This is a genomic window from Peribacillus sedimenti, assembly GCF_046237635.1.
Lineage (GTDB): Bacteria > Bacillota > Bacilli > Bacillales > DSM-1321 > Peribacillus > Peribacillus sedimenti.
This window is the reverse complement of sequence record NZ_CP143547.1, coordinates 3,005,429-3,019,832: the sequence shown is the minus strand read 5'-3', so window position 1 is coordinate 3,019,832 and position 14,404 is coordinate 3,005,429. Positions and strand designations below refer to the sequence as shown.

Below are 14,404 nucleotides of genomic sequence, written 5' to 3'. Positions count from 1 at the left end.
CTAGCCTAATTTTAATTGATTATTGACCTGTTAACTACTTCCTTAATTTGTATATAGCTAAGGTACAGTCCGGTAGTTGAGTGCGATAACAGACAGACAAATGTTCAGGAAAGGCAGGTTATTGGAGAAGGAATAGGCAATGAATAATTAGCATTAGGCTTACTAATGGTGCAATTACGTCACCAATTCTATCTATAAAGTTAGTTGCCAAATTGTTTTAGTTGGTTAAATTTATTCACAAGTCATAGAGCCATGTAAATTGCAGGGATTTGGTGTAAACTGGGAACAGCAGCTTAGATGGGAGAAATCCATATGAAAATTAAAACCGTTGGCAGTTGGGATGATGAACTTTGGCCGGACGCAAGCCGTCTTTATTTGGAGGCGTTTGGAGAAAAGGGGGCTAAACCGGTTAAGATCATCAAAAATATGTTTGCACGAGGAATTGCCGAGCTTCATGTGGGGTACAAAGAGTCGGCACCGGTTGTTATGGCTCTGTCAGGGAAGCTAGTATCTGACCGTGTTATGATCATTGACTATTTGGCAGTATCAGAAAAAGAGCGAGGCAAAGGACTTGGGAAACATTTTGTTGATTACCTGCGACAGAAAGCTGTTGCTGAAGGGTATCAGAAATTAATTATTGAGGCAGAGTCAGAAGAAACACCAGAAAATAGAAGTCGTATTCACTTTTGGCAATCATGCGGCTTTATTCTCACCGAGTATGTCCATCACTACATCTGGGTGCCCGAAACCTACCATGCCATGTACCTTCCTCTCATGGCCGATTGCAGGGAGATAACTGGAGAAGAATTGTTTGTGTATATCAATACCTTTCACCGGCTATCGTTTCAAGGACGAAGGTAGGAGGAAGGATAAAGGTGCTTCGCCGGCTCTTGAACTTGTTTAGTAGTTTTGTTAGTGCCAGTTTGAGGAATTTGATACAACTAACGATGTACATTTACCTATTTGAATGCTCGAACTATCGGTGAAAGTTCGTTGAAGAAGTGGTTGCATTAATGAAAAAGAAGGCTGGGGTAACATTTTATGGAGGGTTCCGTTTTGGTACTCTTTGAATGACTAGGTTGCTCACAAAAGCGGAGCCTAGCCCTTTAATAGAAGTAGGAGGAGCCTCATTGAATATATTCATTGTGTATGCCCACCCCGAACCAAAGTCCATGAATGGATTTTTAAAAGATTTCGCAGCAGAAACCCTCCCAACAGCACCTGCCTTCATTAAAGTCGTCTTATAGGCGGCTTTTTCTCATTTTCATTTTCATTTTCATACTCTGTGGTGACTTGCCGGCTTAGCGATCCATGGGCTGCTGGGAAAGGATGGTTGTATAAGGGTCAGTTCACATCCGAATAATGAGGTTGTTATTACAAATAATATAACCGGAAGTTAATGGAACGTTTTAGGTGGAAGGAATTAACTTTTAAAAAAATACAGAAGCAGGAAGAAGTCCCCAACACTGCATTTCCTACCAACAGTAAACATGTAGATCGGGGTGTACATATTGGAACAAACGCTTTATGAAAAAGTTGGCGGAGAAGAAGCAATTACCAAAGTTGTGAACTATTTTTATCAAGAATTGGTCCTTAAAGATGAAACTGTAAATCATTTTTTCACACATACAGATATGAAAAAACAAATAAGCCATCAAACAAAATTTATTGGCTTTGCATTAGGAGGCCCTAAACAGTATTCAGGAAAATCAATGGCTAAAGCACACGAAGGTATGAATATACAGCCACACCATTTTGATACTATTGTAAAGCATCTTCACGATGCCCTTGCTCATTTTGGAGTAAATGAAACAGATATAGATAGAGCATTAAGCAGAGTTGCTACATTGAGAGACGATATAATGTATAAATAACAAACAGGTACTTAAGCGCGGCTTTTTAAATTACGGATCTGTAACGCAGCTAAGTAGAAGAAAGAGATCGTTGTTACTTTATTAAGTAAGAAATATAAATATGTTTACCAGAAGCTAATAAGCTTCCTTACAACTGGTAACAGCACAGTCCGTACAAATAGGATCGTATGCCAAGACCGGTTGTATATCCGCCGAAGAAACGGAGCGCCAATTCCTGTATGTGCAACAACGTCTGAATGGGCAATTGGAAGCAATGAAAAACACGGAGGGTGACTAAGTACAGTCAAAAAGGACCCGTACAATTATACGATAAACTTAGCATAGAAACCATATTCAGTATTTAGGTAGTTTTTGTCGAGTTCGCTGCTACTTGGTCAGTTTGATTGAGCAAAACTGACAGATTGGTGGGGCGTGTTGGCACCACCTTCACCTAATGCCGTGACAGCCTTCGGATTAACCTGAAATAAACAATATCCTATTGGGAATGCTACACCTATCTAAATTGGATGGGAGTGCATATATAAAAATGACTACCGAAGAAAAGGTCTTATCCATTATCGCCTTAGGCGGAATAAATGAAATTGGGAAAAACATGTATGTAATCCAATATGCCAACGATATCATTGTCATCGACTGCGGCGTGAAGTTTGCCGATGAGACGTTGTTAGGCGTAGATTTTATTATCCCGGACATGACCTACTTAGAAGAAAATAAGGATAAAATTCGTGCGTTGATCGTGACACATGGACATGAAGACCATATAGGCGGTATTCCTTATTTTTTAAGGAAATTAAATGTTCCCATTTATGCGACACGATTCACACTGGGTCTGATTGAGCTGAAATTAAAAGAGCATCGGCTGCTTGCGGATACGACATGCATTCAGATCGATTCGGATTCGATGCTTGAATTGGGTGAAATCCACGTATCCTTCTTCAGGACGAGCCATAGCATACCTGATTGCCTTGGTATTGTCTTTCAAACTCCTGAAGGGAATATCGTCCATACAGGAGACTTCAAATTCGATTTATCACCTGAATATGAACAGGGTTTTGATATTCATAAAATGGCTCATATCGGAATGCAAGGCGTCTCGGTTTTAATATCCGAAAGTACGAATGCTGAACGGAAAGGTTTAACCCCAGGTGAGCGAATGGTTGGTGAACATATGGACGAAGCTTTCAGGAAAGCGGAAGGGAAGGTCATTGTTACTACCTTCGCCTCAAATGTGAGCCGGGTTCAACAAGTGGCCGATGCGGCATTAAAAACCGGCCGCAAGCTCGCTTTGCTTGGACGAAGCATGGTTAATGTGGTATCCGTAGCTATGGAACGCGGCTACTTAAACATTCCTGACGGGATGATCATCGACGCACGCGACATCAATAAACTGGCTCCTGAACGGGTGGCGATTCTTTGTACTGGAAGCCAGGGAGAGCCCAATGCAGCCCTTGCACGCCTGGCTAGTGGAAACTATCGGGATGCAGCCCTCTATCCGGGGGACACCGTGATTTTTGCAGCCTCCCCAATTCCCGGGAACGAACGGGATGTATCACGTATCATAGACAACTTATTCAAACTGCGTGCGAACGTGATTTATGGCTCCGGCAGTTCAACCGGCTTGCATGTTTCCGGCCATGGCTATCAGGAAGACTTAAAGCTTATGCTTAAGATCATGAAACCAAAGTACTTCATTCCTGTTCACGGCGAATATAGGATGCTGCACCATCACCGCCTGTTAGCCGAATCCGTTGGAGTAGAGGAAGGAAATACGTTTATCATAAAAAATGGTGATGTCGTCGATGTTGAAAACTCAGTTGCCCGCCAGACCAGAAAGGTGCCCGCCGGAGACACGTATGTAGATAGAATGGGTGTGGACGATGTCAGTGATATCGTGTTAAGGGACCGGAAACAGCTTTCCGAAGATGGTATGCTGGTAATTATCATGACTATTGATAAATCCGGTCAAAAAATGGTTTCAGAAACCGATATCATTTCCCGTGGGTTCATTTTTAAAGAGGATTCGGATGAACTTCGCCAAAAGGTTAATCGCCTAGTGACAAAGGTGGTAAACGATTTACAAGAAGCGAATGTTCAGCAGTGGAATGTCATGAAGCAACAGGTTAAAAAATCAGTGGTACAATATTTATATTCAGAAACGAAGAGGAAGCCCATGATAATCCCTGTCATCATTGGAATTTAATGAGCGGTTTACCCGATGATATTCAGAAGAAGAAAATAGTAAGGAAAACTCAGATCGTACTCTAAAAATAAAATAAATAGCGAATATATTCCGCATTCTATCAATCCGTATGTTATACTGTAAACAACCTTTTAAGCTTTAAATCTTTTTACCTTTACCTGTACCATGTCCCTACTCGAACATCGAGTAGGGTTTTTTGGTTTTTTATATAGAGATTTATAAAGAGAACATAAAAAAACAGGCTATATAGCCTGTTTTTATGTTTGATTTGAGATTAAGCTTTTTGAACGTTAGCAGCTTGTGCTCCGCGTGGACCTTGCTCAACGTCAAATGTTACTTTTTGACCTTCGTCTAAAGATTTGAAGCCTTCACTTTGGATGGCAGAAAAGTGTACGAATACATCGTCCCCATTTTCACGTTCGATAAAGCCAAAACCTTTTTCTGCATTAAACCATTTTACTGTACCTTGTTCCATTTTTGTTGCCTCCTAGTGCGTTCACACACAATGTATTACTATCCTTGCCTGCCCAAAGTGATTCAAGACGAAAAGTCTATATTAATGCTATCCCTTTACACCGAACAAAAATAATTCTTGTTTATCATAACAGGAAATCGATATTATTGCAAATCATTGGGCTAATCCTGCCATAGTACTTTTATATATATCAATTTAAAAGCTGTTACTATTCCTGCATCTTAAGCGGTTTATAAAGTAAAGAGACAGGTAAATAAGAGAAGTTGTTCGACGTCCTAAAGCAAGAAAAAAACCATGAAACCGATCAAGCAGTATTTATACAGACGTACAATTAAAAAATAAGCAGACCGCCATTACGTCAAGAAAGGTATGTCCCGGGAAGAGTTGCCTACTGAACTTTAAATAATTGTCCAAAACTGATAAGAAAAAAGCAAGAGGCTAGGCAAGTGCTCAAACTGCTGGCCGCAAGGATCGCAGTTGAGACAAAAGCCGTTAATCCCATGCTACTTAATACGTGATAACCTAAAAGGCTAATAAACAGGGACCAGAAAAGAATGCTCAGAGTAAATAGGCAATATCAACTTTCGGTTTTATCCTTGCCATTTTCATCTTTATGTTTATTGAACCATAGTGACTCTTTGTCATCAACATCACCATTATAGTTGATTAGTATTTCTTCACCTGCTTTTATATCCGTATATGCGTAAAATTCAAATGTATGATTCTTAAAGTTAATGTCATAAGTTGCATTAGGCGTATATGAATGATTAAATAACATGCCATACCCTAGCACGACTGCGGTGTGGTTTGCGCCATACTCAAAGACATAATCATCAAGTACCGTTTTCTCAATAAAAATATGCTCCCTATTAGGATAAGGAATGACAGGTGCCTCATGGATAAGCTCACCTTTAGCTATATCAATTGTCGCAAATACTCCTCTATTAAATTCCCCATCACTGAGGGGGGATGACTTTATTTCTAAAATGTTAATCACCTCCAAGTTAATATTATATTGAGGGTTTATTATGCAGAAAGCAAATGTTTACACTGTCAAATTAATAAACCTCTGACTGGAGCACTGTCTCAGCCGTAATCATCATGATATAGCAGGGGCAGGTCAGTTGGAGAAGAAAATACAGAAAAGACTTGCATTCATCTCTTAGATTGAGGATGGGTTGCTTTAGGGTTGTACAAGATCCAGAGCCGTAAGGAATTTATCGCTGGTGGGATTACCTGGTCCCCACGTTTATTGTATGAAGCTGGTTACTTTCATAAATCCTCTTTGCCGAATATTAATATAAGTACATTCTTATGTTATATGCTGCAAACAGTATAAAAACGATCCATTTCCGCTAATGCTAATTTCATGAAGCTTCTTCTAGCTGCTTCTCTTTCCTGGAAGTAAGTAATCTCACTAATAGTAAAGCGGTTCAAAGAAAAATTCCTTGAAATTTCACGAATTATCCTCTCTCTCGTGCTTCTCGGCTTTTTCTTGCATAATAATGTTTCACAATTGACATAGTAATGACAGAAGTTAAATTTCTACAACCTCACTTCCCATTCGGGATAGAAATCTAACATCTAAAAATAACAAAAGTTCTCGAGGGAAATCCTAAAGACCGGTCAGGACGCCTGAATCGCTCTCTGGGATTTTTCTCGTTTGACACAATATCACTGGTAATCCAAATTATGCAGGGGATTAGTTATTCATAAAGAAGCAACTTCCAGCTATGTCTCTTTCTGGCAGAGGAAAGATAAAGCCTTCTTGCATTCATGGGCGGGACAGGATACTTAAAGAAGTAACAGACAGGAAGTTCGAGAATTTAATGAGTTTCCAAACACTTTTAACGGGTCCACCGTGATCTGCGAAGTATGTGCCACGTTCTATTTTGCCAAATAACTCGCTAAGAAGACAGAAAAGAATTATAATAGAAAAAGCAATTTATATTGGTGCCGCGTTTACGCAGTATCGAAAGGAATGCGAGAATGGATAAACTAAAAGCAAGACAATTAAGGAAGCAAACCACTACCTTTGAAAAATCGAGTATAAAAAGTAGTGTTTGGCAACTCATCAATACATTAGTACCATTTTTCTCTTTATGGGTGATAGCGTACCAAAGTCTGTCGGTCTCTTATGTACTCGCATTGGTGATCTCTATTGTCAATGCAGGTTTTTTGGTGCGTATGTTCATTATTTTTCATGATTGCTGTCATCACTCATTTTTTAAAAACCGGCAAGCGAACAAATGGGTTGGTACCCTGATGGGGGTTCTTACCTTATTTCCGTATCATCAATGGCAACACAGCCATTCCATTCATCACGCAACGAGTGGGAATTTAGATAAACGCGGGACAGGAGACATATGGGTGCTTACCATCGATGAGTATGTCCAAGCTTCTCCCTGGCTTCGCTTTAAATATCGTTTGTATCGCAATCCTTTTGTTATGTTTGTGTTAGGACCTATATATGTGTTCCTCATTCAGCAGCGTTTTAACAAAAAAGGAGCAAAAAAAAAGGAACGTATCAATACGTACATTACGAATCTCGCCATTTTTTCCATTATTGCCTTGTTGTGCTGGACGATTGGCTGGAGAGAGTTTATAGCAGTCCAAATCCCCATATTTATGGTTTCCGGCAGTATCGGAATTTGGCTATTTTATGTTCAGCACCAATTTGAAGATACATACTTTGAACATAATGAAGAATGGGAGTATGTGAAAGCGGCCGTTGAAGGGAGCTCTTTCTATAAATTGCCTAAAATACTGCAATGGATTACGGGTAATATAGGATTTCATCATGTTCACCATTTAAATCCAAGAGTGCCCAATTATCATTTGGAGGCTGCTCACTATCATACAGAACCTCTGCAAAAGGTTCCAACCATTACCCTGAGAACCAGTTTGAATTCGCTTAAAATGCACATATGGGATGAAGAAAATAAAAATTTCATTGGTTTTAAACAAGTTCATCATATTATTGCCAAGCAAAAATAATTTCAAGTTTTTTATCTGGAAATAGGACTCACTAGAATTTATAGCGAGTCCTTTTATTTTTGTCAATCGTATTATTGAAGGAAAGCTTTTTTTAAATAGCTGTTGGTTGGTTGGAGTTGAAAAACGGACATAAAAAAGCCGCTTAGAATCTTTTTGGACTATTAGCGGCTTTTTTAATAGTTAATTGTTCCTGTGATTTCAGAGTCTGTTCGACCGTTATATATGTTTCAAAAGAGCGGTTCTTGCATTACTGAGCTAACGGGCAGTTTAGTTGAAGAGCCCTTGCCAGAATAATACTCCAATAGAGAATTTTTCGAAAAACTAGTAAAATAATGGTAGAAACTGAAATTCACAGGGGGCCATACATAGGAGGACAGGCTGTGCATATTGTGAAAAAAGCATTGTTAGCTACTTTCGTTGTTTTTAGCCTTTCTGCATGTGGATGAACAAGGAATTGTAATAGATGAGGTAAAAAAGAGATTGAGGGAACACACAGCTCCAGTTCCCCCAAAACCGAAAGAGGATTGCAGATTTGCTTATAAAGTAGATCCAGGGTTTAAACTCTATGGCAGCAAGATACGGTTCCTTTATAACGCAACCATACTGTTGCTTATATTCGATTTGGTGAATGGGGACAAAGATGATATATTCAAAGCACTTGGCGACTCGACTCCACGCCACTAATATTAGACGGCCTTTCCAAACGCGAACGAGCAGACGATGTATGAACATACGGTATGTACCATTACGAAGCACGATCTTTCCATTATGCGCAGTCGATAGCTAAACATTTCTGTACTGGAAGATGCAGGGCTCGTAAAATCAAAACAAAGGGAAAACTTCGAGAATTGGCATGTAACAAAGAACCACTTGAAAATCTAGGGCAGCTGACAAATGAAGAGGTTATTCTGCTTGGAGCCAGAGCACCAGCATTGTAAATATCAAAGGAGGCAAAACATTATGAAAATCATAGTTACCAGTTTATTCGTACAAGACCAAGAGAAGGCACTGGAGTTTTATACAGCAAAGCTGGGGTTTGTGAAAAAGGAGGACGTTCCTGTTGGAGAATTTAGGTGGATAACCCTTGTTTCTCCTGATGCTCAAGACGGTACCGAGCTTTTACTCGAACCGAATAACCATCCTGCCGCAAAGGAGTATCAAAAGAAAATATTTGGCGACGGCATCCCGGCAACAATGTTTGGCGTTTCAGATATTCATAAAGAATACAAACGATTATTGGATAACGGTGTGAAGTTTACTATGGAGCCGAAAAAAATGGGCGAAGTCACCATAGCTGTCTTCGACGATACATGCGGCAACCTTATTCAGATCGTGCAGAAGTAACTTTATGTAGAAATAGATGTATCCCTGTTCAAAACGCTTATTGGTATGTTGTAAGTTGGATGAAGTGTTTTTTTCCTTAATGTTAACCCTGTCCTATTTTTATTAGACGGGGCTATACATGTTTAAGGTTTAAAGATAAGTGACATCGTTCTCGTTCTTTATTAGAATGTACCATTATGAATAAGTTCTTAAGCTAAAGGGTGCCGTTGATCCAGGAGGGGATAACGGCCTTTTTTGTTGAACTTCACACAGTAAGCCCCACCTTTATGGATAGACCTACCAAAAGTGCATCAAATGGTGAAGTCCCAAGGTCTGATTGTAAATTGAACGAAATACCAAGGGTTAATATTATAATACCTGATACATAAATAAGATACTCAACCTCTTTTTTGTTATTTTTGTTGCAAATGCAACAAAAATAAATTAGATTTAATATATGCCACTTTTATTGCATTTGAAACAAAAAATATGTGCCAGGGAGATAATTATGAAGGAAATTCTTCGTGAGATTGGAATGATTGCCAGGGCATTAGATTCTATAAGCAATATAGAGTTTAAAGATTATGACCTTACAAAAGGGCAGTATTTGTACCTTGTGCGAATATGTGAAAATCCAGGAATCATTCAGGGAAAGTTAGCTGAAATGATAAAAGTAGACCGGACAACAGCCGCTCGTGCCATCAATAAACTTGAAAATAATGGCTTCATTGAAAAGAAAGATGATGATCATAACCAAAAAATTAAAAAACTCTTTCCTACAGAGAAAGGGAAAAGCGTGTATCCTTTTATAAAAAGAGAAAATGATTATTCCAATATCATTGCATTAGAGGGATTTACCGAAAGAGAAGCAGAAAACATTTTCAATCTTCTTCAAAGAGTAAGAAAAAATATAGAAAAAGACTGGGAATTTGTAAAAAAGGGAAACAAGAGAAATTATTGATTTTAAAGGAGCGACATATTTAAATGACCACTATCAATATAAAAAGGTGCAGCCATGAAGAACTGCAAATACTCCAAGAAATAAGTATTGAAACATTCAACGATACATTTAAAGATCAGAATTCACCTGAAAACATGGAAGCCTATTTGGATAAGGCGTTTAACGTAAAACAATTAGAAAAGGAATTATCCAATAGCTCTTCAGAATTCTTTTTTGTTTATGTTAATAATGAAGTCGCTGGATATTTAAAGGTCAACGCCGATGAAGCTCAGTCTGAAATAATGGGTGATGAATCGCTTGAAATTGAGAGGATTTACATAAGGAATAAATTTCAAAAACAGGGGCTTGGTAAATATCTTTTAAATAAAGCTATGGACATTGCGCTGGAACGTGGCAAAAAGAAAATCTGGCTGGGCGTATGGGAAAAAAATGAAAATGCTATTGCTTTTTATAAGAAAATGGGGTTTGTTCAAACGGGAGCCCACTCTTTTTATATGGGTGATGAAGAACAAATTGACTTTATAATGACCAAAACACTGATATGACCTTTTGGGGAGGTGGATTGTCATGTATATTCCAAAATATTTTAAGGTCACAAATGTTGATGACATTTGGGACTTTGTTCAAAAGAACTCTTTTGGTACGGTTGTCACAACAGAAAAAGGGAAACCAATTGCCACTCATTTGCCTTTACAGTTAATTAGAGAAGAAGATACTTATTATATAACGGGGCATATGGCTTATGGGAACTCTCAATGGAGAACATTCGGATCCTGTGAAGATGTATTGGTTATATTTCAAGGACCGCACGCTTATATCTCTTCTTCCTGGTATGAAGAGGAGAATGTCCCGACATGGAATTATCAAGCTGTACATGTATATGGTACAGCCAGGATTTTAGACATAGAAGAGTTAAAACTGGATCTGACAATGTTGCTGCAAAAATACGAAAAACACCGAAAGAATCCAGTTTTATGGGATACCCTTTCTCCTCAGTTATTAGAACAACAACTAAAAGGTATTGTAGGATTTAAGATTAAAGCCGAAGAAATCCAGGCCGCCTATAAATTAAGCCAAAACCGAAATGAAACGGATTATGCTAACATCATTTATAAATTACAAAATGAAGGAAACTCAAATTCCAAACAAATTGCAGAACAGATGGAAAAGAGCATAAAAAAATAATACAGCGTTTTATAAGATTGGATGCAAGGGTTTAAGGATGTAAGTTAAAAAATGGCAGATTCTCTTGTGAATTTCTGAAGGATTGTACATAAACTACCGGATTCTAGAGCTGAAGATTCGGAGCCGCTTTTCTGCGGCTTTTTCTTATGATGCTAACGGGTCAGGCTAGCATATCTGTAGTTAATTTTCGTGGAATCGTAGTGTTTAACCCCATTCGCACTCCAGTTGACACGGGATACCATTCTTGGTTCTGTCCATTTATCATTAGATAAGATGCTGGAATACCAACGCGCAGGAAATACCGATCAGGTCGAAGAAATAAAGCAATCCCTTTCCTATTATCGATTACTCCTGAACGAGCTGGATGCAAAGATTGCATCTCAAATGAAATAAGTTGTTTTTTATCTGCCTATGAGTGGTGTTTCGTAATAAATTTATCCCTGTTAAAGCATAGGTTTACAAAATATACTTAACAACACATAAAAAAACTGATAATTCCTACTTGAATTATCAGATTAGTCGGTGTATTATATCCATAATCATCCATTTTAATAAGCGTATCCAACCGGACAGCCGAGGGATACGGAGTTTTATGCCTAGCCATAAAATTCTGTATCCCGTTTTTGTTTACTTATGTATTCAGCGTGGATTGTTTTCGAAGGGAGAACCGGGCAAGAAGGAGCGTGTCATTGTTGGTTACATTTCCTATGTAACTTTCAATAAAAACATTTTGAAAGGGGCAAAGCTACATATAGTTCGCAACAAGAACTATCCTAACGATTTTTCTTTATTCTTATAATAATATGAGGTGATCTATATGAAGAAATTATTCGTATTTGCTGTAATTGGTTTGCTCGCACAGTTGATCGACGGTGCGTTGGGGATGGCATATGGAGTTACCTCATCCTCGCTTTTGTTGGCATTCAGTATTGCACCCGCTGTCGCCTCTGCTTCAGTGCACCTGGCTGAAGTTGTTACAACGGCGGCCTCCGGGGTATCGCATATTAAGTTTGGCAATGTAGACAAACAAACCGTCTACCGTCTGATCATCCCTGGATCAATAGGGGCTTTTCTAGGTGCAACATTCCTTAGCAATTTGCCTGGGGACCTTGCAAAACCTTATATATCCTTGTTTTTACTGCTATTAGGAGTTTATGTACTCATTCGTTTCTTGTTTAGGTTCCAACAAACTGGAGAGAAGAAAGGGGTGAACTTGACAATAAAACAATCCATTCCATTAGGATTGATTGCGGGTTTTGCTGATGCATCAGGAGGCGGAGGCTGGGGACCTGTTACAACTCCCGTGCTGTTAGCCAAAAAAGGAATTAGCCCAAGAAAAGTAGTGGGTACAGTTGATACTAGTGAATTTGCGATCGCTGTCTCTGCAACCATCGGTTTTTTTATCTCATTGGGATGGGAAGATGTGAACTGGCTATGGGTAGGGGCATTAATGGCAGGGGGTCTTATTGCTGCGCCAATCGCTGCATGGCTCGTCCGGAAGCTTCCTGCTCAGTTAATGGGTGTTCTTGTAGGCGGGTTCATTATATTGGTTAATGCAAGGACCCTGTTGAATACTTGGATTGAAGACACGAATGTGTACCCATATATTTACGTAGGAATCAGTGCCATCTGGGTAGCCGCCATTGTGTATACGATTTCGAAACTGCAAAGCTATCGATCCCTTAATCCAGACATCAATGTTTAAGTTTCTGAATATAAGATTTTAAGATAAAATAAATTACAATAGCCAAGTTATTATTTATGCCAAACAGTCATAAAACCAATGATATCCTTGGATTACATGTACTATATTTGTATTTTTACTCCTTCATATTAATCGCTGCAGCGGACGTTCCTGTCATTGAAATCAACAGTTATGACTCCGAAATGCTTAATACTGATTTAATATAGGAGTGAGCAAAGATGGGAAATCTTCTTAATGCTGTGGAGAGAAAACGTCAGAAACTGATAGAGCTTCTTATTATGTTCAATGAGTATGACAGGGAAGAAAACCCGCTTACGAAGCTAACTTTAACAGAATTGGAACAAGAATATAAAAGATTTCAACATAATAATCACCCCCATGGTGATTTTGGTTCCATTAAATTTAAAAGTAACTTGCGAAACCAAGAGTAAGAGTAATTATAACGTGTTATGGCCAGGAAACATGTAATAAAGCTGAGGATAAAGCCGGGATTATCGGAGCTGCTGTTACTGCAGCTCTCTTTTTTTATCAGGGAAAGCTAGCAACATCAACTAAACCGGCTCTATGGGACTGGGTAATGAAGGGAGTATCCGGATTTGAACCGGAGAATGAAGGTTTTGCAGACCTTTGCCTTACCCCCTGGCTATACTCCCGTAAAAGCCGGGAGAACAAAACTGACTCCCGAACTTAAAATCGGCCTAAGTACAATCTATCGTTGTTAGCTAAGTAACTCTATTTAGCAGCAGCAAGCCTCACGGCAAGCATCAGCACATCGTCTGCACATTTCAGCACACATTTTACAGCATTCATCAGAACAGTTTTCACAAGCTCTAGCACAGGTTTCGCAGATATTGGCACACATACTAGCCATCAATTTGGCATTGGAACTATTGCGGGCAATCATCTGGCAAAGTAATGCACAAGCATCGGCACAATCTCGGAGAAACTTGGTGAGTTAATTACATCTAATTCGATGTATTGTACATACGAGACACAGAGTATCTTCCCATACTTAATGCAAATATGTTAAGTATCCAAGTGAATTAGGAATCGCTGGCGTGTTCGAATTTATGGTTCTGTTTAATTGTAAGAGTACCTGTTTGAAGCACTTTAGAACCCCAATTATTATTGATAACATTTTATGAATGGGAAAAAATAGTCTTAGGAAAGGAGGGATTGTGAATGTCTGTCAAAAAGCGATTGACTTGTTTGGCCGTTTTGCTTGCGATGATTGTGGTTGTGACAACTCCTCGGTCACTTAGTGTCTCTGCCGAAACCGAGGTCGTAACACAGGCCAATGAGTCGGTGAAAACGATTGAGGTCGAGTTGAACGATGATTTTTTTAATCCGAAGGTCATCACTATTCCTAATGGGAGAATGACTACGCTGATATTGAAAAACAAAGGTAAAAAAGAACACACCTTCACAGTGGAAAAGCTCATGATTGATGCCGAAGTTCAGCCGGGAAAAGAAAAAACCATTACCGTGAGACCGGAAACACCAGGTACATATGGACTCGTATGTCGGTACCATTTACAGGAAGGGATGGTCGGGAACGTAATAGTCAAATAACAGGCAGGGCCAAGCTGGCCTTGCTTTTTAAATTGGCAACGGTTACATTGTTGCTTTATCCCAGCATCATCATTTAAGTATAAACTGCGATTATGGTAGGACCATGATCCAA

Annotated in this window: 13 protein-coding genes and 1 tRNA gene; 11 read left to right on the top strand and 3 right to left on the bottom strand. The window is 39.0% G+C overall.

Annotated features, from left to right (window positions below; translation table 11 throughout):
* Positions 1–312 precede the first annotated feature (312 nt).
* The 3 genes from V1500_RS14910 to V1500_RS14900 all read left to right on the top strand — a co-directional run bounded on the left by V1500_RS14910 (position 313) and on the right by V1500_RS14900 (position 4,074).
* Entirely contained in the window at positions 313–861 is a 549-nt protein-coding gene (locus V1500_RS14910; protein ID WP_409300382.1) for a GNAT family N-acetyltransferase, read from the top strand.
* A 650-nt stretch (positions 862–1,511) separates the two neighbouring features.
* The gene (locus V1500_RS14905; protein WP_409300380.1) at positions 1,512–1,874 is read left to right on the top strand and encodes a group I truncated hemoglobin; all 363 of its coding nucleotides are present in this window, start codon (positions 1,512–1,514) and stop codon (positions 1,872–1,874) included.
* Between the two features lie 526 nt (positions 1,875–2,400).
* Positions 2,401–4,074 carry a ribonuclease J gene (locus V1500_RS14900; protein WP_409300378.1) on the top strand — a complete coding sequence of 558 codons (1,674 nt, stop codon included), beginning with the start codon at positions 2,401–2,403 and terminating at the stop codon, positions 4,072–4,074.
* A 274-nt stretch (positions 4,075–4,348) separates the two neighbouring features.
* Here the strand turns inward: V1500_RS14900 and cspC are convergent, their stop codons facing one another.
* Positions 4,349–4,549: a cold shock protein CspC gene (gene cspC / locus V1500_RS14895; RefSeq protein WP_101634077.1), complete on the bottom strand. Its 201-nt coding sequence runs from the start codon at positions 4,547–4,549 to the stop codon at positions 4,349–4,351.
* A gap of 577 nt (positions 4,550–5,126) precedes the next feature.
* Positions 5,127–5,537: an SET domain-containing protein gene (locus tag V1500_RS14890; protein WP_409306004.1), complete on the bottom strand. Its 411-nt coding sequence runs from the start codon at positions 5,535–5,537 to the stop codon at positions 5,127–5,129.
* Between the two features lie 1,001 nt (positions 5,538–6,538).
* Here V1500_RS14890 and V1500_RS14885 point away from each other — a divergent pair.
* The 7 genes from V1500_RS14885 to V1500_RS14855 all read left to right on the top strand — a co-directional run bounded on the left by V1500_RS14885 (position 6,539) and on the right by V1500_RS14855 (position 13,151).
* Positions 6,539–7,546, top strand: coding sequence for a fatty acid desaturase (locus V1500_RS14885; RefSeq protein ID WP_409300376.1), 1,008 nt, complete (start codon positions 6,539–6,541; stop codon positions 7,544–7,546).
* Between the two features lie 960 nt (positions 7,547–8,506).
* Complete coding sequence (locus V1500_RS14880; protein WP_409300375.1) at positions 8,507–8,890, top strand: VOC family protein; 384 nt, start codon at positions 8,507–8,509, stop codon at positions 8,888–8,890.
* 487 nt (positions 8,891–9,377) lie between these two features.
* Positions 9,378–9,830: a MarR family winged helix-turn-helix transcriptional regulator gene (locus V1500_RS14875; RefSeq protein WP_409300373.1), complete on the top strand. Its 453-nt coding sequence runs from the start codon at positions 9,378–9,380 to the stop codon at positions 9,828–9,830.
* Positions 9,831–9,853: 23 nt separating this feature from the next.
* A complete protein-coding gene (locus V1500_RS14870; protein WP_409300371.1) occupies positions 9,854–10,375 on the top strand; it encodes a GNAT family N-acetyltransferase in 522 nt (173 codons plus the stop codon).
* Positions 10,376–10,397: 22 nt separating this feature from the next.
* Positions 10,398–11,015 (top strand): FMN-binding negative transcriptional regulator, encoded by a 618-nt coding sequence (locus tag V1500_RS14865; protein WP_409300370.1) that lies wholly within the window; start codon positions 10,398–10,400, stop codon positions 11,013–11,015.
* Positions 11,016–11,832: 817 nt separating this feature from the next.
* Positions 11,833–12,720 carry a sulfite exporter TauE/SafE family protein gene (locus V1500_RS14860; RefSeq protein ID WP_409300368.1) on the top strand — a complete coding sequence of 296 codons (888 nt, stop codon included), beginning with the start codon at positions 11,833–11,835 and terminating at the stop codon, positions 12,718–12,720.
* Positions 12,721–12,938: 218 nt separating this feature from the next.
* Positions 12,939–13,151: a Fur-regulated basic protein FbpA gene (locus V1500_RS14855; protein ID WP_409300366.1), complete on the top strand. Its 213-nt coding sequence runs from the start codon at positions 12,939–12,941 to the stop codon at positions 13,149–13,151.
* A 150-nt stretch (positions 13,152–13,301) separates the two neighbouring features.
* Here V1500_RS14855 and V1500_RS14850 read toward each other — a convergent pair.
* A tRNA-Cys gene (locus tag V1500_RS14850) sits at positions 13,302–13,373 on the bottom strand.
* A 529-nt stretch (positions 13,374–13,902) separates the two neighbouring features.
* On the opposite strand from V1500_RS14850, the gene V1500_RS14845 reads away from it, so the two are divergent.
* On the top strand, positions 13,903–14,292 hold the full coding sequence (locus tag V1500_RS14845; RefSeq protein ID WP_409300364.1) for a cupredoxin domain-containing protein: 390 nt from the start codon (positions 13,903–13,905) through the stop codon (positions 14,290–14,292).
* The last annotated feature ends 112 nt before the right edge of the window (positions 14,293–14,404 follow it).